This is a genomic window from Cyclonatronum proteinivorum, from assembly GCF_003353065.1.
GTDB lineage: Bacteria > Bacteroidota > Rhodothermia > Balneolales > Cyclonatronaceae > Cyclonatronum > Cyclonatronum proteinivorum.
The window spans coordinates 268,297-286,005 of the sequence record NZ_CP027806.1 but is presented as its reverse complement, the minus strand read 5'-3'; the positions used below and the strand labels follow the sequence as shown (position 1 = coordinate 286,005).

General features: G+C 46.6%; 15 protein-coding genes. 10 read left to right on the top strand and 5 right to left on the bottom strand.

Annotated elements, in window-relative coordinates:
* Positions 1-42: 42 nt before the first annotated feature.
* On the top strand, positions 43-2,583 hold the full coding sequence (locus tag CYPRO_RS01055; RefSeq protein WP_240644801.1) for a M14 family metallopeptidase: 2,541 nt from the start codon (positions 43-45) through the stop codon (positions 2,581-2,583).
* Positions 2,584-2,608: 25 nt separating this feature from the next.
* Positions 2,609-3,394: a DUF1499 domain-containing protein gene (locus tag CYPRO_RS01050; protein WP_114982743.1), complete on the top strand. Its 786-nt coding sequence runs from the start codon at positions 2,609-2,611 to the stop codon at positions 3,392-3,394.
* Positions 3,395-3,495: 101 nt separating this feature from the next.
* On the opposite strand, the gene CYPRO_RS01045 is transcribed toward CYPRO_RS01050, so the two are convergent.
* Positions 3,496-3,828, bottom strand: coding sequence for a ribonuclease E inhibitor RraB (locus tag CYPRO_RS01045; RefSeq protein WP_114982741.1), 333 nt, complete (start codon positions 3,826-3,828; stop codon positions 3,496-3,498).
* A 487-nt stretch (positions 3,829-4,315) separates the two neighbouring features.
* Between CYPRO_RS01045 and CYPRO_RS01040 the strand changes: the two genes are divergently transcribed.
* Entirely contained in the window at positions 4,316-6,775 is a 2,460-nt protein-coding gene (locus CYPRO_RS01040) for a S49 family peptidase (RefSeq protein ID WP_114982739.1), read from the top strand.
* 41 nt (positions 6,776-6,816) lie between these two features.
* On the opposite strand, the gene CYPRO_RS01035 is transcribed toward CYPRO_RS01040, so the two are convergent.
* On the bottom strand, positions 6,817-7,977 hold the full coding sequence (locus CYPRO_RS01035; protein ID WP_114982738.1) for an NAD(P)/FAD-dependent oxidoreductase: 1,161 nt from the start codon (positions 7,975-7,977) through the stop codon (positions 6,817-6,819).
* 115 nt (positions 7,978-8,092) lie between these two features.
* Here CYPRO_RS01035 and CYPRO_RS01030 point away from each other — a divergent pair, with 115 nt between their 5' ends.
* The 4 genes from CYPRO_RS01030 to CYPRO_RS01015 all read left to right on the top strand — a co-directional run bounded on the left by CYPRO_RS01030 (position 8,093) and on the right by CYPRO_RS01015 (position 11,385).
* A complete protein-coding gene (locus CYPRO_RS01030) occupies positions 8,093-8,488 on the top strand; it encodes an HIT family protein (protein ID WP_114982736.1) in 396 nt (131 codons plus the stop codon).
* A complete protein-coding gene (locus CYPRO_RS01025; RefSeq protein ID WP_114982735.1) occupies positions 8,485-8,922 on the top strand; it encodes a type II 3-dehydroquinate dehydratase in 438 nt (145 codons plus the stop codon). Before CYPRO_RS01030 ends, CYPRO_RS01025 begins: the two co-directional genes overlap by 4 nt.
* A 21-nt stretch (positions 8,923-8,943) precedes the next feature.
* On the top strand, positions 8,944-10,425 hold the full coding sequence (locus CYPRO_RS01020; protein ID WP_114982734.1) for a lipopolysaccharide biosynthesis protein: 1,482 nt from the start codon (positions 8,944-8,946) through the stop codon (positions 10,423-10,425).
* A 144-nt stretch (positions 10,426-10,569) separates the two neighbouring features.
* On the top strand, positions 10,570-11,385 hold the full coding sequence (locus CYPRO_RS01015) for an NYN domain-containing protein (protein ID WP_114982733.1): 816 nt from the start codon (positions 10,570-10,572) through the stop codon (positions 11,383-11,385).
* Between the two features lie 2 nt (positions 11,386-11,387).
* Here the strand turns inward: CYPRO_RS01015 and CYPRO_RS01010 are convergent, their stop codons facing one another.
* A complete protein-coding gene (locus CYPRO_RS01010) occupies positions 11,388-11,864 on the bottom strand; it encodes a MarR family winged helix-turn-helix transcriptional regulator (protein ID WP_114982732.1) in 477 nt (158 codons plus the stop codon).
* A gap of 735 nt (positions 11,865-12,599) precedes the next feature.
* On the opposite strand from CYPRO_RS01010, the gene CYPRO_RS01005 reads away from it, so the two are divergent.
* The gene (locus tag CYPRO_RS01005; protein ID WP_114982731.1) at positions 12,600-14,321 is read left to right on the top strand and encodes a sugar phosphorylase; all 1,722 of its coding nucleotides are present in this window, start codon (positions 12,600-12,602) and stop codon (positions 14,319-14,321) included.
* 54 nt (positions 14,322-14,375) lie between these two features.
* On the opposite strand, the gene CYPRO_RS01000 is transcribed toward CYPRO_RS01005, so the two are convergent.
* Together CYPRO_RS01000 and purM are read right to left on the bottom strand one after the other, a co-directional pair.
* Positions 14,376-14,741 (bottom strand): AtuA-related protein, encoded by a 366-nt coding sequence (locus CYPRO_RS01000; protein WP_114982730.1) that lies wholly within the window; start codon positions 14,739-14,741, stop codon positions 14,376-14,378.
* 65 nt (positions 14,742-14,806) lie between these two features.
* A complete protein-coding gene (gene purM / locus CYPRO_RS00995; protein ID WP_114982729.1) occupies positions 14,807-15,814 on the bottom strand; it encodes a phosphoribosylformylglycinamidine cyclo-ligase in 1,008 nt (335 codons plus the stop codon).
* A gap of 472 nt (positions 15,815-16,286) precedes the next feature.
* Between purM and dtd the strand changes: the two genes are divergently transcribed.
* Positions 16,287-16,742: a D-aminoacyl-tRNA deacylase gene (dtd, locus tag CYPRO_RS00990; protein WP_114982728.1), complete on the top strand. Its 456-nt coding sequence runs from the start codon at positions 16,287-16,289 to the stop codon at positions 16,740-16,742.
* 34 nt (positions 16,743-16,776) lie between these two features.
* Positions 16,777-17,694 carry an alkaline phosphatase family protein gene (locus CYPRO_RS00985; protein ID WP_114982727.1) on the top strand — a complete coding sequence of 306 codons (918 nt, stop codon included), beginning with the start codon at positions 16,777-16,779 and terminating at the stop codon, positions 17,692-17,694.
* Positions 17,695-17,709: the final 15 nt, after the last annotated feature.

The window sequence follows — 17,709 nt, the reverse complement described above, 5'->3', positions numbered from 1 at the left end:
GCCTTCAGACTATTTACCGCTACTAACGCAACCATCAATCTTATGAAAACTTCGCTATGCAGCCTTTTTGTGCTGTTTTTTTTAGGGGGGATGATGCAGGCCGCATTTGTCTCTGCTGCCGTAAGTCAGTCCGTTCAGTCGCCGGAAGCTTTTCTGGGCTACGAAAAAGGGGAGCGCCTCACGCCACATCACCGGGTAATGGATTACGTGACGCACGTAGCCGAAAACAGTGATCGGGTAATGGCTGAGCCGTACGGCAAAACCTACGGCGGACGCACACTCATGCTGCTCTACGTCAGTACGCCTGAAAACCTTGCGCGCCTCGACGAAATCCGGACCAACAACCTGCGCCGTGCCGGACTGCTTGGCGGGGAAGCCACATCCCTGGAATCCAAAGCCATCATCTGGCTAAGCTACAATGTTCACGGCAACGAAATTTCAGCCACGGAAGCCGCTCTGTTCACCCTCTACGAACTCGCTACCGGCGACGACACCCATCTTCAGAACACGGTCGTGATCATTGATCCGCTGCTGAACCCGGACGGAAGAGACCGCTATGTAAACTGGTATCACCAAACCGCGGGGCGTCAGCCTGACCCGTACCGGACCTCCCGTGAGCACATCGAGCCCTGGCCCAATGCGCGTACCAATCACTACAACATCGACCTGAACCGCGACTGGGCCTGGCAAACGCAGATCGAAACGCGACAGCGCATGGCCGTGTACCATCAGTGGATGCCGCATATCCATGCCGATTTCCATGAAATGGGCGTCGATCAGCCTTATTATTTTGCACCTGCGGCCGAGCCCTTTCACGTGGCCATCACAGACTGGCAGCGGGAGTTTCAGCAAACCATTGGTGAAAATCACGCGCGCCATTTCGATGACGACTTCCGGGTTTACTTTACCCGCGAAATTTTCGACCTCTTCTATCCCAGCTACGGTGATACATACCCGACCTTTAACGGAGCCATAGGCATGACCTACGAACAGGCCGGCAACACACAGGGCGGCCTGAGCGTGATTACTGCTGACGGGGATACCCTCACCTTTGCCCGTCGCATTCTGAATCAGCATGTTGCCGGGATGTCAACTGTTGAAGTCGCTTCCATGCACTATGAGCGCGTAGCCGAGGAGTTTTTCCGCTTCTTCAGAGACGCTGCCGAAACACCCTATGCGCCGCATAAAACCTACGTTATTTCCGGCAACAACACCCCTGATAAACTTCAGCTGCTCACAAGCTATCTCGACGCCTGGGGTATCAGCTACGGACATGCCCCGAATACACGCTCTGTACGGGCACTCGACTATCAATCGCTTGAAGAGCGTACTATTTCGCTCAACAGTCAGGATTTGCTTATCAGTGCACATCAGCCAAAATCAGTATTGCTGAACGTGCTGTTTGAACCCCGCACAACAGTTGTTGATTCTCTCACCTATGATATTACGGCATGGGCCGTGCCTTATGCCATGGGCCTCGAAGCATTTGCGATTGAACGCCGCATTGATCCTGCGGGTCCGTTTTCAATCAATCATCCGGTAACGGATTTCAGCGCCATGCCGGAACAGCCTTATGCCTACCTTGCCCGCTGGGAAAGCAAACAGGACGCTTTTTACCTTGCACAGCTGCTGCAGCACGATATCCGCGTACGATTCGCCACACAGCCCTTCAGTATGGACGGGCAGCGTACCTGGGAGCGGGGCACCCTCATCCTTACCCGCCGGGGCAATGAACAGCACGGCGACCGCTTCGACAGCGTAGTAAGGGAGCTTGCCGACGAGCTGGGCCGCGAACTTGTTGCGGTGAACACCGGACTGGTGATGAGCGGACGCGACTTTGGATCTTCAGGTGTACCTATGGTGCATGCGCCGCGCGTTGCGCTGATCGGCGGACCTGGTGCGAATCCCAACAATTTCGGGGAAGTGTGGCACTTTTTGGATCAGGAGCTGGAATATCCCCATTCTGTCTTCGAACACACGCACCTGAACCGGGTTAACTTTTCGGATTTTGATGTCATCATTCTGCCTCAGGGCGGCTATCTGAATCAGGTCAGCAATCAGGTTAAGGATGATCTTCGCCGCTGGATTCGTAACGGCGGCCGCATGATTACCTTCGGCAACGCCATCCGTGCCCTCGATGAAGGCGATCAGTTTCAGGAACTGCGCAGTATGCCTGAACCCACAGACGAAGCGCGAACTGCACAACAGCTGCTGCGGGCCGAAGACCGCCGCCGGGACGCCGCAGCCAGCCTTATTACGGGCAGTATCTACTACCTCAACCTTGACAACAGCCATCCGCTGGCATTTGGGTATCCCGAGTTTTACTATTCCCTGAAATCAGGCGCTAACGCCTTTGAATACCTCGAGAGCGGCTTTAATGTAGGGACGCTGCAAGCGGGCGCACACCGCTCCGGATTTCAGGGATACCGGGTAAAAGATCACATTGAAAATTCCCTTATTTTTGGCGTACAGCCCTATGGACGCGGAAACATTGTGTACCTGAACGATAATCCGATATTCCGCGGATTCTGGCATAACGGCGCACTGCTTTTCGCAAACGCCATCTTTTTTGTAGGTCAGTAGCTTTTCACTTAATCCAAAAAATGCGATGGAAACAACCCAATCCGAGAGCGATCTCAACCCGAAGGCTTCGGCTTTCTCCTCCTGGTATTTCGCAACCCTTATCGGACTCACCGCGCTGACCGCGCTGTTTTTCGTACTCTCCGGATATGGGTACAACTGGGGCGTCTGGGGACTTTCCACCGCATTTTTCATCCTCCGTATCAGCGCTTATATGCTGATTGTTTTTGGAATTGCAGGGCTGCTGTCTCTTTGGTTTGCCAACCGCAGCCGAAACAGGGGCAGACATCTTACCTACACATTCCTTACTATTGCTTTAAGTGGTACGGCTGTTGGTGTTGCGCTGTACTGGCAGGCTCAGGTCAACAACAACCCGTTTCTGCATGAAATCAGCACCGATACCCAAAATCCGCCGGCTTTTGACGCTATTCTTGATCTTCGGGCTGACGCACCCAATCCGCCGGAATATGGCGGTGAACCCGTTGCTATGCTGCAGCAAGCTGCTTTCCCGGATATTATCACCATTGTGCTACCGTACCCCAAACAGCGGGTTTATGATGAAGCCGTCAGCCTGATAGGCGCAAGGGGATGGGATCTTGCTGCCGGTAACTACGAAACCGGCATTATTGAAGCAACGGAAAAATTACCCTGGTTTGGATTCAAAGACGATGTGGTGATTCGTCTTGTTTCTGATAACGGTCGTACCATTTTTGACATGCGGTCCAAGTCCCGCATCGGGGGCACCGATCTCGGTGTAAACGCGCGCCGTGTTCAGCGCTTCATGGCCGACCTGAAAACTAACCTGTCTGACTGACCTCTTAAACAGGCAGTTCGGCTCATTTTTGAGTTCATTTTTTTTGGGATGAATGCCGTTCGGAAATAAACCACCAAATCCGATTACAGCACACCGGATTTTCATTCAGGCATCATAGATTCCCAGCCGTCAAACTCGGCCTTCATTTGTATTGCAAGCGCTTCATAGCGGTCAAGTCTTTCAGCCAGAACTTCATTATCAAAAATCAGCATTTCTTCCGTTCTGACCTGCCACTTCGCACTTTCTTCTGAAAACTTACAGCTCAAAATTTTGTGTCCCCTTTTTTGGAGTGCACCGCTTAGCCGGTAAGCGTCCGATTCATCCTCGCAAAAAAAGAAAAAATGCACCGGCCATGGGGTTTCGGTTAAGCGCTTTACTTCTCCCCGGAAAAAAGCCTTAACTATACCCAAATTTTGTTTCTGACTTTCATTCATTGGTTTGAACTGTGGAATAGATTGAATGATCGGGCTAAGAATAGGATTTTTGCAGCGAAATCGAAAATACACTTCGATTTTCAATACGCTTCAAATCACATTTCAGAACGGTCTTGGTATTATGCTATGAAATCATGCGGGTTAACCCGCATGATTCACCAAGAAATTTTCTCGATGGCAAGGCGAAGCTGAAAACTCAGCGGAAGGGTACCCAAGTACCCTGAGCATGAGTTTTCAGCTTCAACGTAGCCAGCGGGGAAATTTCGCTGCGCTCGGTGCGCAGTCTTAGCCCAAACACAGATTTGGGCTGGTGTTATTTTAACTAAACCAAGTTTAAACCTACATTTAGCAAATAAATTCTGTTTAATTGTGAATCATGCGGGTTATGAACTTTAGCCCTATTATTGCGTAGCCCATGACCCTTTTGATTTAATGCACAGGTCTGTCTGACGGAGACCTGTTTCATCCTAATTTTACCTTTTGGTTTATGAAAAAGAAATTACTGCTGTTTCTGTTTATTCCGCTGCTCAGTTTTACCGCTGCGCAGGCACAATTTAGCTCATACGGTTTTCATGAGCGCAACGACTTTCTGCTTGCAAGTCCGGGTGCCATGAAATTCGGGCTTTATGGATTCGACAATCCCGCTCTGCTGGCGTATGTGAATCAGTTTGATCTGTTATTTCAGTTTTCCGACCATAATGGCTTCGGCGAAGACAACCGAAGCGGATTGTTCCTTGCGGCACCGGGCATTGGCTTTTCGGTACTTTCTGATCAGCTGGGTCCGGAGACCTTCCGGAATTACAGTCTGGGACTTGGTTTTGGTGATGACCGCGGTGCATTCGGTATTTCCTATAACTGGAACGGCGGCGACAGCACACTTTTTGAGCTGAAGCGCTTTGTTACCCTCGGCAGCGTGAGCCGGATAAACCGTTTCGTTTCGGTAGGCAGCATGGCTTCATTTTCGGTAGATGACGACGATTATGAAGTCGTTTTTGATGTGGGCGTTCGTCCTTTTGGTACGCCAAAACTGGCACTTTTTGCCGACTATGCGATACCCGGCGTTGCCATTGGTGAAGGGAACTGGAGTGCGGGTGCTGCGATTGAAGCGTTGCCCGGGGTACGGCTCACGGGTCGGTATCTGCACGATATCGGGTTCACGACAGGCCTGCAGTTTAGCTTTGGGCGCAGTGGCGTAAGCACGCAAACACATCTGGATACGGGCGGCAGCCATCAGTTCAATACCTACGGCATCCGTCTCGGCGCTATGGACCGAAATATTTTCGACCGTTCCACACGCAGTAACGCTGCCTATCTCACGCTTAATCTGCGGGGCCCGATGGTGTATCAGAACAACCGTTTCTTTGACAGCCGCAACACCCTGGCCGCAACCCTTGAGACCATCCGCGACGCCAAAGAAGATCCCCGTATTGCGGGCATTACCATTAATACGACCGGTATGGCAATATCACCGGTGATGATTTGGGAAATTCGTGAAGCACTGCAGGATTTCAGGTCAGCCGGAAAAAAAGTGCTGATCTATATTGAGCGCGGCGGAATGAGCCATCTTCACCTCGCATCGGTTGCGGATTATGTGGTGATGGATCCCATGGGCGGCCTGATGATTTCCGGGTATGCTTCAAGCTCGACCTACCTCAAAGATTTACTCGATCATTACGGGATTGGCGTGGATGAATTCCGGGAGATGACGCATAAATCAGCTTTTGAAGCTTTTGCCCGTAGCGAAGGTTCTGAAGAAGACCGCGAGCAAAGAATGGACCTCATTAATGGCTATTATGAAGTTACCCGGGCCGATGTAAGCCGTGGCCGCAATATCAGCCATGAAGACTTTGACGCCCTCATCGACGGTGCTCTTGGTCTGTTGCCACGCGACCTGCTCGAAGCCGGGATCGTTGATACGCTGGCCCGCAATACGGAACTGGATGACATCATCCGTGAGCTTGAAGACCGCCGTATGCAGCGTATCAGCACTTCGGATCTTCTTGCAAATACTTTGCCCCGTGATGATTACTGGGGTGCGCGCCCGCAAATCGCCGTAATCTATGCCATTGGCGGCACCCAAACAGAAGGCGGTATTCAGGCCCGCAGGCTTGCCCGTGATATCCGTGCCGCCCGAAATGACAACAATATTCGCGCGGTCGTGCTGCGTGCCGATTCACCCGGCGGCGACGCCCTCGCCTCTGATCTTGTGGCTCAGGAACTCCTTAAAACACAAGAAGAGAAACCGGTTGTTGTATCCATGGGAAATGTGGCTGCCTCTGGCGGGTACTGGATTTCGATGTATTCCGACGCCATTGTTGTTGCACCCAATACTGTGACCGGATCTATTGGCGTAATTTCCGGCTGGATTTACGATGACGGTCTCACAGACCGACTCCGACTCAATTACGAAGTGCTGTCCCGCGGTGAATCCGCTGATCTCATGGGCGGGCCATCGCTTCCACTGCTCGGCCTTGGTCTTCCCGGCCGCAACCTAACCGAACACGAACGGGAGCGCCTCATCGGCAGCATGCTCAGCCTCTATGATGATTTTATTGAGAAAGTGGCAGAAGGCCGCGATATGAGCGAAGAAGAAGTGAGAGCCGTTGCCGAAGGCCGCGTCTGGACCGGAGAACAGGCTGTTGCCAATGGACTTGCCGATGAGATTGGCAGCCTGCAATTCGCGATTGACCTTGCCCGTGAAAAAGCCAGCCTTGGTGCGGATGAACCCTTTGAACTATTCGAACGACCGGTACCTCAGGCATTCGATCTGTTCTCAGCACTTCCTGTGCCTTCCATAATTCGGGCAAGATTTTCACAGGAAGAAGCCATGCTTGCAGATCCCCTCGTTGAATATCTGAAAATGCGTATTGCTCAAAACGGTCAGCCAACAGTAGGGCTACCCCTCGAATATTATCAGCTGATCTACGAGCTGACGCAGCCGCGCTAAGTTCCTTTATTAGCTTGATTTTAGTAATGAAAAGCCGAACCTCAGCTTTGCGGGGGTTTGGCTTTTTTTGTTCGGGTGAAGCCATCATAAATCAGCCGAAACCACGAGCGACGTTCAGAACGCGGAAGCGTGTACTTTTCAAGCCAGTTCATATCGAGCATGTACTTCAGGATAATGCACCATCTTCCTGAAAACACCAGCTTACCCGAAACAAAGAACCCCCGGCTCTGACCCTGAGATAAAATAAGGGGCGTAGCCGGCCAGGGTTTGTAAGCCGGAAGTGCTGACCCGCGCAGTATGGCATCCATCACATCCCTGAACAGGGCACCCTGTTTTACCGCATGCACGCCAACAGGCATGTAACCGGACTCTCCGACTAAGGCACAGTCACCGGCGGCAAAAATGTTCGGATAATCTGCTGACTGAAGGGTCTGATGAACGCGGATACGCCCGCTCTCATCCGTTGTAAGCCCGTGTTTAATTCGCTCGGTCTCAGGCATATTTCCGGAAGCATCAATTACGATGTCATAATCTGACATCAATTGGGATATTTCATCACCCGCAATCTTCCGCTTACAGCTTATACTAACCCTATTTTCTGCTAAAGCCCGCCTCACCACAGCCGAAAGCCGTTCCGGAAAAGATGACAAAATTCTGTCATCCGCTTCAAACAGCGTGACAGACCTGATGTTTTTATGGTTTGAAACTGAAAGATTAAGGGCAATTTCACATCCCGCAGCGCCTCCGCCAAGTATCAGTATTTTCAGGCCTGCTGTTGCTGCTGATTCAAGCTTGCCAAAAAGCTGAACAAGCCGCTGCATAGGCTTCACAGGAAAATAGTGCGCGTGATCATAATCACTGTTCCGGCTTCTTACGCCGGTATTGATAAAGAGATAGTCCCAGTGCAGCTGTTTCCCGGTGCTGATCACTACCGTTTGCGCTTCACCATCAACTTCTTTAACAGAAGCACAGATAAATGATGTGCCATAATCATGACACAGTTTTTTAAGATCAATCCGGGCTTCATCCTCATCAAAAAATCCTCCCAAATATTGCGGTACAGCACCGGAGTAATACAGGTACGGGTGGGCTGAAACCAAAAGGACTTCGAGTCCGTGCTTCTGCCAGTGTTTTCCCATTTTAATGGCAGGAAGCGAAGCATGTCCGCCACCGCAAATCAATAGCCTTTTCCGTTCCTGCATACGTACAATCGGATTAATCTGACATAATATTGAAGAAGCATATTTTTGTGATGTGCTGCTTTGTCTTACCTTTCAACATAACCAACTACGTATCAAATTCAATCAAAAAGACACCATGGCTACCATCTTTACCCGAATTATTGAAGGCGAGCTCCCTTGCTACAAAATAGCCGAAGATGAGCATCACTTTGCTTTTCTTGACATTAACCCGATGTCGAAAGGGCATACGCTTGTTGTGCCCAAAGAAGAAACAGACTACGTTTTTGATCTTAAGGATGAGCGCCTGCAAAGCCTGATGACCTTCGCCAAAAAGATTGCACACGGCATCGACCGCGCGCTTGGCACTGTCAGAACCGGCGTAATTGTGGAAGGGCTTGAAGTGCCTCACGCACACGTACATCTGATTCCTATCTATGCCGGAAAAAAATCCTTTAATTTCAGCAACAGGCCAAAATTTTCGAAAGAAGAAATGGAAGCCATTGCAGCATCGATCAGAGACAGCCTGCAATGAAAATTTCAGTTCTGAACGGTCCCAACCTGAATATGCTTGGCAGCCGCGAATCGGCACATTACGGAACCGGCACGCTTGCTGAGCTTGAAGATACGCTGCGGAAAAAATATCCGGATGTTGTGTTTACCTTTTATCAGAGTAACCATGAAGGAGAGCTGATCGATACGATTCACCAAATCGTAAAAGGAAAAAAAAGCTGTGATGTACTCCTTGCCAACTTTGGTGGTTTCACGCATACCTCCGTTGCGATTCGCGACGCGCTATCCATGCTCAAACTGCCTTACTTAGAAGTACATTTGTCCAACATTCATGCAAGGGAGACCTTCCGGCACACAAGCCTGACCGGTGGAGCTGCCAAAGGCATCATTGCCGGTTTTGGATTCATGAGCTACGAGCTCGCCGTTGATGCTGCACAGCGGCTTCATAATGCCTAATATAAATCAGGGGAAGACGAATTGGCGGTAAGCCGCATCAAAGAGCTGTTTTCTGACAGTGTTGTGTACGGACTCAGTAGCGTTGTTGCCCGCTTCATCAACTATCTGCTTGTTCCTTTTTACACCATGTACTTCAATCCCGCTGAATACGGGATTGTCGGACTTGTGTATGCTGCCATCATGTTTCTGGGCGTGCTGTACACCTTTGGGATGGAGTCGGCTTATATCCGTTATGCTAAAGGAAGCGACACCGATGACAAAAAGGTTTTTGTCACCCTTCAGCTCAGTCTGCTTGCAGTAGCAAGCGTATTAGGGGCACTCCTTTATTTTGCAGGCAAACCGCTGTTGCTGCCCCTTATGAGCCTTGATTTCGATGGGGGCGCTCGTCTTTTTGTGCTGATGCTGAGCATTCTCTGGCTTGATTCGCTCACAATTGTACCTTATGCGCACCTTCGCATTGTTCGGCAATCATGGGTATATGCCGTGATTAAGCTTTTGAATGTACTTATCAATGTATCGCTGAATCTGTATCTCGTTATTGTTCAGGGCTGGGGTATTGAAGCCATATTTATAAGTAACATCATTGCCTCTGGATCGGCGGTATTACTGCTGATTATTGCCTGCCGGCACATGTATGCCGGAAAGCCTGAGCTCGCAGTATTAAAAACAGCCCTGATTTTTGGACTGCCCTATGTACCCAATGGCATCGGTTTTGCCATTAATGAGGTAATCGACCGCTTCTTCCTGGTGCGCATGGATGAAGCTGCCATAGAAGCGATTTATGGTCATCCTTACACCGCTGATGAAATCACCGGTATTTACAATGCCTGCTATAAAATCGCTGTATTCATGCTGCTTGGCGTGCAGATGTTCCGGCTGGCATGGCAGCCTTTTTTCATGCGGTATGCCGAAGCGAAGGATTCATCTGATCTGTTTGGCGCTGTTTTCTTTTACTTCAACCTTGCCTGCGGTGCTATTTTTCTGACCGTTGGTATTTTCGCTAAACAAATTGTGGCGCTTCAGGTACCCGTTCTCGGTGGTACGCTGATCGACAGCCGCTACTGGTCTGGTCTTGAAATCGTGCCCTATTTGCTGCTTGCTTACTGGTTTCAGGGATGGTTTATAAACTTTTCTGCCGGCATTTTCATTAAAGACCAAACGCTTAAATTTCCGAGAATTACGCTTTATGGAGCTGTAATTACTTTGGGAGGAAATATCATCCTTGTGCCATATTTTGGCATGGTTGGTTCTGCTGTTGCAACGCTGCTTTGTTATGGATTTATGAGCATGCTCGCATACGGATATGCGCAGAAATACTACCCTGTGAATTATCCCCTTAAGAGTGTTATATTTATAATGTTATCTATGGTAGGTTTAGTGTTCCTTTCTGCCATTCATGTAATTTTACCGGTACAGGAGTTGTTTTGGAAGATTATTTTGTTTGGTACCGGCACCTTGCTGCTGCTTGCTGTTTTATTACGTTTCAGATCAAATGCGCTGTAATTCGCTATTTTATTGGAAGTTATGATACCACTGTGCTTTTAAAACGAGAGCAATAGAATAAAAGATAGACAATAAAGTATTGTTTTAATTTAGTTTAATTATTATTTGGATAGTAGTATTCCGCCATTCTTTTAAAGTATTATTATGATGAAGAGAAGCAACAAAGTTGGTATTTATATTGATGCCATAGATGTGACAATGAACGGCGGTTTCGGGCTGCGGTACGATATCCTCAGAAAGTTTGCTACCCGTGATGGCTGTATGGCAACCCGCATGAATGTATATCTCGGACTTGACAGTAAAAGAGCTGCCGAGGACAGCAGTTACAAACAGAAGAGCAATCGTTTTAGCGAAGTACTTCGGGATTTTGAATACAAAGTTGTTCAGCGGGATTTGCCGCAGAATGAGAATCTGACCACTGACGGTATGGATAAATCAATTCTCGAAATGGAAATGGCCTGCGATATTCTGTCTCAGGCTTCTCAAATGGATCGCATTATTCTGCTTACCAATCAGGAAAGCTTTGTCTATGTTGTAAATGTCCTCCAAAATATGGGTAAGCGGGTAGAGCTTATCGGATTTGATGATACCCCTTCACGCCTTAAAAAAATGGCTGACATGTATATTTCGGGATATACCATTCCCGGTCTGTTGCCCATTAAAACACCTTATGAATGGGGTACTGTAGGTTCCCGTGTTCGGGGGGTGTGCTATGATTTCAGCCACAGTGATGGCTACGGTTTTCTGAGATACCTCAACAAAATTGATGAGTTTCTTTGGATTACCGATTCCAGGTCATCTGATTCTCCCTACAAAACAGTCTTTGCCCACGTATCTCAGTTTGAATCAGATTTCGATAGCAGCTTTTTACCGAGCAGAGAACTTATTTTTGAATTTGACCTGGTTAAAAATGAAAAGGGGCTGGTAGCACAGAATATTGTTCTTGTCTCAGCACCATAAGCTTACGATTCTTCAGGTACAGCAATACCTCTAATTTTATTTAGAAGACGGTTGAATTCCAGGATTTCGTGTTCATTCAGGTTTTGTAGTATCTCATCTTCTTTTTCGCTAACTGTATCTATTTCGGAAAGCAGTCTTAAGCCGTCATCTTTAATCTTTATTTCAACTTTGCGCTTATCTTCCGGACAAATACGTCTCTCAACTAATTTCTGATTAATCAATCTGTTCACAATTCTGGTTACATCAGAATTTTTATCCAGCATCCGCTCCTTGATATCTGTATTTGAACAGCTATCCGGGTAGGAGCCACGAAGTATGCGCAAAATATTAAATTGCTGCATGGTAAGTCCATGCTTGGTAAAGAGCTCCTGAAGCTTGTTTTGTACATATCCATAGGTGAAAATCAAATTCACAATCCCTTTGTGGTACTCGTTTCTAAAGGTGTGCAAAAAAACTTCTTCTTCTATTTTGTTGGTCATAAAACTTTAGAGATGCAAAAATTAAGGTCTGCGAGATTAGCTAAGATAAGGTATTTCAAGCTGAAAGGGTGTCCCGGGCTTTGAAATCATTTTTTTATTATTGAGCCCGCTCCGAAAAGTCAATTTCAGCAAAAAAAGTGGCCTCTATTGCAAATAAAGAGGGGTTAAAACCCTCAAAATGGACTTTTCGGAGTAAGCTCATTATTAAAATTCCTTTATATCCGGAAAAGAAGGAATCTCATTCCGTTTAAGCCCTTGAATTGCATTCATGCGCTGTCAATTATTAGTTTTTCTTAATAAATAGCTTCATCTAATTCCAAATAAACGAAGCTAAATAGCTGTTTATATTAAGCTAATATGGCTAAATTTTTAATATTAATTTTTTTTAATAAAAGACAATTGAGCTTATATTAAGCGTAAAGCAAACAACAATTATAGGTGCATATAAATATATAGGTGCATAATAAGGTGCAAACTTAAAATAAAGGCTGCCGGAGGGCGGCCTTTGTTGTTTCTTACAGGTGCAGACCAAACACATTACAGCCGCTACTTGATTATTCCCGCTATTACTGTTTATTTAAGGGGATATACCTATATATCGAATATAAGTGCTGATTATTCTTTATTTATACTTTTGAGATAAACAGCTTTATGAAATAATAGGACATTAAAATAAAAATATATCTTTCTTCTAAAGCTATAAACAGATATTTAAACTAATACCTATTACTTTTTATGATTCTTACAAAAAAACAGGCGCAGACTTTAGAAAAGCGACTTCAATTTATCTATCCCGACCTTAATACCGCAGAGCTAAGCAACAGACTATCTCAACTTATTGAATCCTATGCCGGACTGCAGTCATCCAATGGCAGCTCAAAGAAAAAATACTATTCACACAAAGACTTATTCGTCATTGCCTATGGTGATTCACTAAAAGATGAAGACAGGTATCCGCTTGAAGTACTTCATGAGTTTATGAATGAGCACTTTAGTCACCTTATCAAAAATCTTCATATACTTCCTTTTTTTCCCTATTCGTCCGATGACGGCTTTTCAGTAATTGACTACCGACAGATCAGAGAAGACCTCGGTAAGTGGGATCATGTAACTACCCTTTCAAAGGATTACAGGGTTATGGCTGATCTGGTTATTAACCATGTTTCAAGTGAAAGCAGCTATTTCCGGAATTTTTTAAGGGGCGAAGAGCCGGGCGCCAGCTTTTTCCATATTGTTGATCCCAATTCTAATGTCCGGATGGTAACCCGGCCAAGAAGTACACCTCTTCTAAGTCCTATTGCAACTAAAATGGGTATTTACCATGTCTGGACGACCTTTAGTGCAGATCAGGTTGATGTTAATTTCGGCAATCCTGATGTTCTTTTTGAGTATCTCGATATTTTACTTTTTTATCTGGAAAAGGGGGTAAGGGTAATCCGGTTGGATGCCGTTGCTTTTCTTTGGAAAAAAATCGGTACAAGCTGTATTCACCTTCCCGAAACCCATGAAGTGGTTAAGCTTATCCGTGATGTGGTTGATATTTTAGCGCCTGATACGGTTCTCATAACTGAAACCAACGTCCCGCATAAGGAAAACATCAGTTATTTTGGGGATGGCGATGAAGCACACATGGTCTATAATTTCTCTCTTCCTCCCTTGCTTTATCATGCGATTATTACCCAGAATGCTTCCTATTTATCTGACTGGTCCAGGAATCTGAGTACACCGCCGGAAGGATGTACTTATTTTAACTTTGCAGCTTCACATGATGGTATTGGGGTTCGACCGCTTGAAGGTCTGGTACCCGATGAAGAGTTCAATAAGATTATTAATGCGGCCGTAAAACGCGGCGGTTATGTTTCTTACAAAGAAAACGGAGACGGTACTAAATCGCCTTATGAGCTGAATATCACCTATTTTGATGCGTTCAAGGATATAAAAACAGATGATATTTCGGTACAGATCCGGAAATTTCTCTGTTCTCAAACCCTCATGCTCAGCTTCAGGGGTGTTCCGGCTATTTATATTCACAGCCTTCTTGGAACTAAAAACGACCATGAAAATGTAGCAAAAACCGGTATGGCAAGGTCTATCAACCGGCGGAAATGGGATATTAATGAATTAAATAAAGAGCTTAAAAATGCTGACAGCCATCATGGAACTGTACTTGACGCATGGAAAAAGCTCCTTAAAATCCGGATTAGTGAGCCTTCTTTTGATCCACAGGGCGGTAAAAAAGTCCTTGATTCGCCCTCTGAAATATTTGCAATGTGGCGTAATGCACCAAAAAAAGGAGATCAGTTAATTATCATCGGAAACGTAACTGAAAATCCGGTTACATGGAACATCCCTTCAGCTTATGATGTCACCAATGCAACGGAACTGATTTCAGGGGCTACCATAACATCTCAAAGCATTACGCTTCAGCCATGGCAGGTAATGTGGGTGAAATTCTGAAGCAAACAGAAAAACCAGATGGGATCATCTAAAGTCCCATCTGGTTTTTAAATTTTATGATGCTGCCTGACGCTCTTCTTTTTTGGCCAAATTAAGGAGATGCTGCGGCACCTCAAGCTTCATTCGAAGGACCTGTGCAGCATGGGTTTTGCCCTGAGCATCGAGTTTCAGGGATACGGTCCCGCCGCCGCCGAGGCTTTCATGCAGAATAAAATTAAGCGCACCAATATTGGGCATTTCATACCGCTCAACCTTCCCCTTGCAAACGTGCTTCATGTGTTCTTTAACCTTTTCAGAAGTAAGAACTTCCACCAGGAAGGAATAAATCTCCGGGTGACGTGCGATGATGCCGACATTGCTGCCGTTTCCTTTATCGCCACTGCGTCCGTGTGCTATTTCCAGCAAATGTACTTTTGCCATAAAAAATCTCTTAAGTTAAGTCGAATAAAATAGTTCAGAATACTGCCGGATAACCGGAAATTTATTTAAGCCTCTGTAATTGTTCCCATAATTACCGGAGCTTCACCGGCTTCTTTCAGGGCTGAAAGTACGGAATCAGCGGCACTTTCCGAAACTACCGTTATCAGGCCAATTCCGAGATTAAACGCCTCCTGCATAGCGGCTTCTTCTACATTTCCGAGTTCCTGAATCAGTTTAAATAGCTTTGGCCTTTCCCAGCTGTTCCATTTTACCTCCGCTTTAAGCCCTTTTGGTATGATCCGCTTGGTATTCCCGATAATTCCTCCGCCCGTGATGTGTGAAAATCCGTTCACGCCTTCCATCTTTTTTAGCAGTCTGATGACCGGCAGGTAAGATTTATGAATGCGCAGCAGCTCATCACCCAGGCACTGATCGAAGCCATCCGGCGTATCCTGAACATCATACGTGCTGAATAAAACTTTTCGGGCCAAAGAATAGCCGTTGGTATGCAGTCCATTGCTGGGCAGCCCGATGAGTAAATCCCCTTTTTTAATTTTTTGACCGGTGATGATCTCTTCTTCATCAACTACCCCAACAATGGTACCGGCAAGATCAAACTCTTCGTCTTTATAGATATCGGGCATTTCGGCAGTTTCACCGCCAATGAGAGCGCAGCCATTTTCACGACAGGCTTTAGCGAATCCGCTGATCACCTTAAACCCGGTGTCGGTATTAAGCTTTCCGGTTGAGAAGTAATCGAGAAAAAAAAGTGGCTCAGCTCCGCACACGGCAATGTCATTTACGCAGTGGTTTACCAAATCCTGCCCGACGGTATCATATTTTTTCATTTTAAAAGCTACAATGAGCTTGGTACCAACCCCGTCAACGCTGCTTACCAGTACCGGATTTTTCATGTTACGGAAGTCCGGTTTGAATAATCCTCCAAATCCACCAATGTTGCTTAGTACTTCCACCCCATGTGTTTTTTTAACCATTGATTTAATCGAATGAACGAGCGCTTCTCCGGCCTGAACATCAACACCGCTGTCTTTATAGCTGATCGGTTTTTTCATTTGTGATTTGGATGTGGGTTTTGGTTCTCTAAAAGGTACAGCTCATTTCAAAGATCTGTAAGCCCTAAATGAGCTAAAATTTAAAAAGCTTTCCACAGGGTATTTCTACTGTTAAGCTATTTAATTTATAAAATTCGTAGATGTGGTAGGTTTGGTGGATATGTGGAAAATGTGGTTTTCATCACAAAACACAAACTAATTGTGGATATGTGGATAATATTGTGGATAAACCAGCTTACTGTTTTTGTTGCTTTTGGCGATCTTCTTCACATTTTTGACCCGTTTATCGACACCCTTTGTTGAAAATAATGTCGATAAGTCTTAACACATCTGTTTCTTTTCGATACCGGTGGAAAACGAAATTTCTGCTGTTTGAAACAAAGGATAACTTTTTTTGGAAAAATCAGGGTTTCGGTTTTCCACGAAAAACCGCTTACTTACCCACACACTTTCCAACACTAAAATTGAGGTTATGAGACTTGTAGTACAGCGCGTATCGTCGGCTTCGGTAACCATTGAAGGCAAAATTGCGGGTCAGATCGGACCCGGTTTACTTGTGCTTGCAGCCGTGCATCAAACGGATTCAAAGGCAGAAGCGGAGTGGGCGGCTGATAAAATGATGCGACTCCGCATATTTCCGGATGATCAGGGAAAGATGAACCGCTCCGTGCAGGATACCGGGGGCAGCATTCTGATCATATCGCAGTTCACGCTTTATGGTGATGTCAGGAAAGGAACCCGGCCCAGCTTCATTGCTTCGGCACAGCCGGATAAAGCTGAAGCGCTGTATGATTATTTTGTGAGCTATACCCGCTCAAATTTCGCAGGAAAAGTAGAAACCGGGGAATTTGCCGCTATGATGCAGGTTGAACTTGTGAATGATGGTCCCGTCACCATCATCATCGACAGAGAGAAAAATCCTGACTAATGCCTTGCAAAGGGCAGATAGAGTTAATCTTTACATGAGTCTTATTTTCATTTTTATCGATGGAATCGGTATCGGGCCCGCTGCCGATTCTAATCCATTTTCGCGCTTTGCTGATAAACTGCCGGGCTGGGAGTTGCTCCTGAACGGGCGATCGCTTACTGCCGGTGAAACCTTCCCGACAGATAAAAATCACCTAATAAGCGGCATTGACGCCAATCTCGATATTGAAGGCTTACCTCAAAGCGGTACGGGACAAACCGCGCTGTTTACCGGTCAGAATGCGGCAAAAGTCGTTGGCAGGCATTTCGGACCTTACCCGCATTCCAAGATCAGGCCTCTTCTAAAAACAGAAAGTTTTTTCAATAAACTGCATAACGCGGGAAAGCGCGCCCGTTTCCTCAATGCCTATCCGCCGGTATTTTTTGAACGGGCGGAAAAAACAAAGCGCTGGAGTTCATCGACCTATATGGTGAAAAATGCGGGTCATGAGCTGAATTCAACTGCTGAAGTCATGGCCGGGAAAGCGATCACCGCCGAACTTTTTGGCGATTATTGGCGCGAAAAACTCGGCATTAACCTCCCGAAACGGGACGGAACCGACGTAGCAGAAATCATCCTGAATGCAGCTGCTGAAACAGATCTGCTGTTTCTCGAATACTATCTCACCGACAAAGCCGGGCACGAACAGGATGCATCCTTCGCTTTTGAAACCCTGCACAGGCTCGATCAGGTGTTTACTCCGCTGCTCAATAATCTCAGCGAACACACCCTGCTGATCAGCAGCGATCACGGCAACCTGGAAGATCTGGGCCGCAAAACGCACACGCGAAACCCCGTCCCGCTCATCGCTAAAGGTCCGCTTGCAGGTCATTTTTCTGAAGTGAAAAGCATAACCGATGTTACGCCTGCGATGCTCTCATCTTTTGGTGCAGCGGAATTCTCTGAAAATTAAACCCATCCATCACAC

Excerpts from the sequence above, each read along its gene's own strand:
- CYPRO_RS01050 (WP_114982743.1), top strand. The coding sequence starts at position 2,609 with ATGGAAACAACCCAATCCGAGAGCGATCTCAACCCGAAGGCTTCGGCT.
- CYPRO_RS01030 (WP_114982736.1), top strand. The coding sequence starts at position 8,093 with ATGGCTACCATCTTTACCCGAATTATTGAAGGCGAGCTCCCTTGCTAC.
- CYPRO_RS01045 (WP_114982741.1), bottom strand. The coding sequence starts at position 3,828 with ATGAATGAAAGTCAGAAACAAAATTTGGGTATAGTTAAGGCTTTTTTC.
- CYPRO_RS01000 (WP_114982730.1), bottom strand. The coding sequence starts at position 14,741 with ATGGCAAAAGTACATTTGCTGGAAATAGCACACGGACGCAGTGGCGAT.
- CYPRO_RS01035 (WP_114982738.1), bottom strand. The coding sequence starts at position 7,977 with ATGCAGGAACGGAAAAGGCTATTGATTTGCGGTGGCGGACATGCTTCG.
- CYPRO_RS01025 (WP_114982735.1), top strand. The coding sequence starts at position 8,485 with ATGAAAATTTCAGTTCTGAACGGTCCCAACCTGAATATGCTTGGCAGC.
- purM (WP_114982729.1), bottom strand. The coding sequence starts at position 15,814 with ATGAAAAAACCGATCAGCTATAAAGACAGCGGTGTTGATGTTCAGGCC.
- CYPRO_RS00985 (WP_114982727.1), top strand. The coding sequence starts at position 16,777 with ATGAGTCTTATTTTCATTTTTATCGATGGAATCGGTATCGGGCCCGCT.
- dtd (WP_114982728.1), top strand. The coding sequence starts at position 16,287 with ATGAGACTTGTAGTACAGCGCGTATCGTCGGCTTCGGTAACCATTGAA.
- CYPRO_RS01010 (WP_114982732.1), bottom strand. The coding sequence starts at position 11,864 with ATGACCAACAAAATAGAAGAAGAAGTTTTTTTGCACACCTTTAGAAAC.
- CYPRO_RS01040 (WP_114982739.1), top strand. The coding sequence starts at position 4,316 with ATGAAAAAGAAATTACTGCTGTTTCTGTTTATTCCGCTGCTCAGTTTT.
- CYPRO_RS01055 (WP_240644801.1), top strand. The coding sequence starts at position 43 with ATGAAAACTTCGCTATGCAGCCTTTTTGTGCTGTTTTTTTTAGGGGGG.
- CYPRO_RS01005 (WP_114982731.1), top strand. The coding sequence starts at position 12,600 with ATGATTCTTACAAAAAAACAGGCGCAGACTTTAGAAAAGCGACTTCAA.
- CYPRO_RS01015 (WP_114982733.1), top strand. The coding sequence starts at position 10,570 with ATGATGAAGAGAAGCAACAAAGTTGGTATTTATATTGATGCCATAGAT.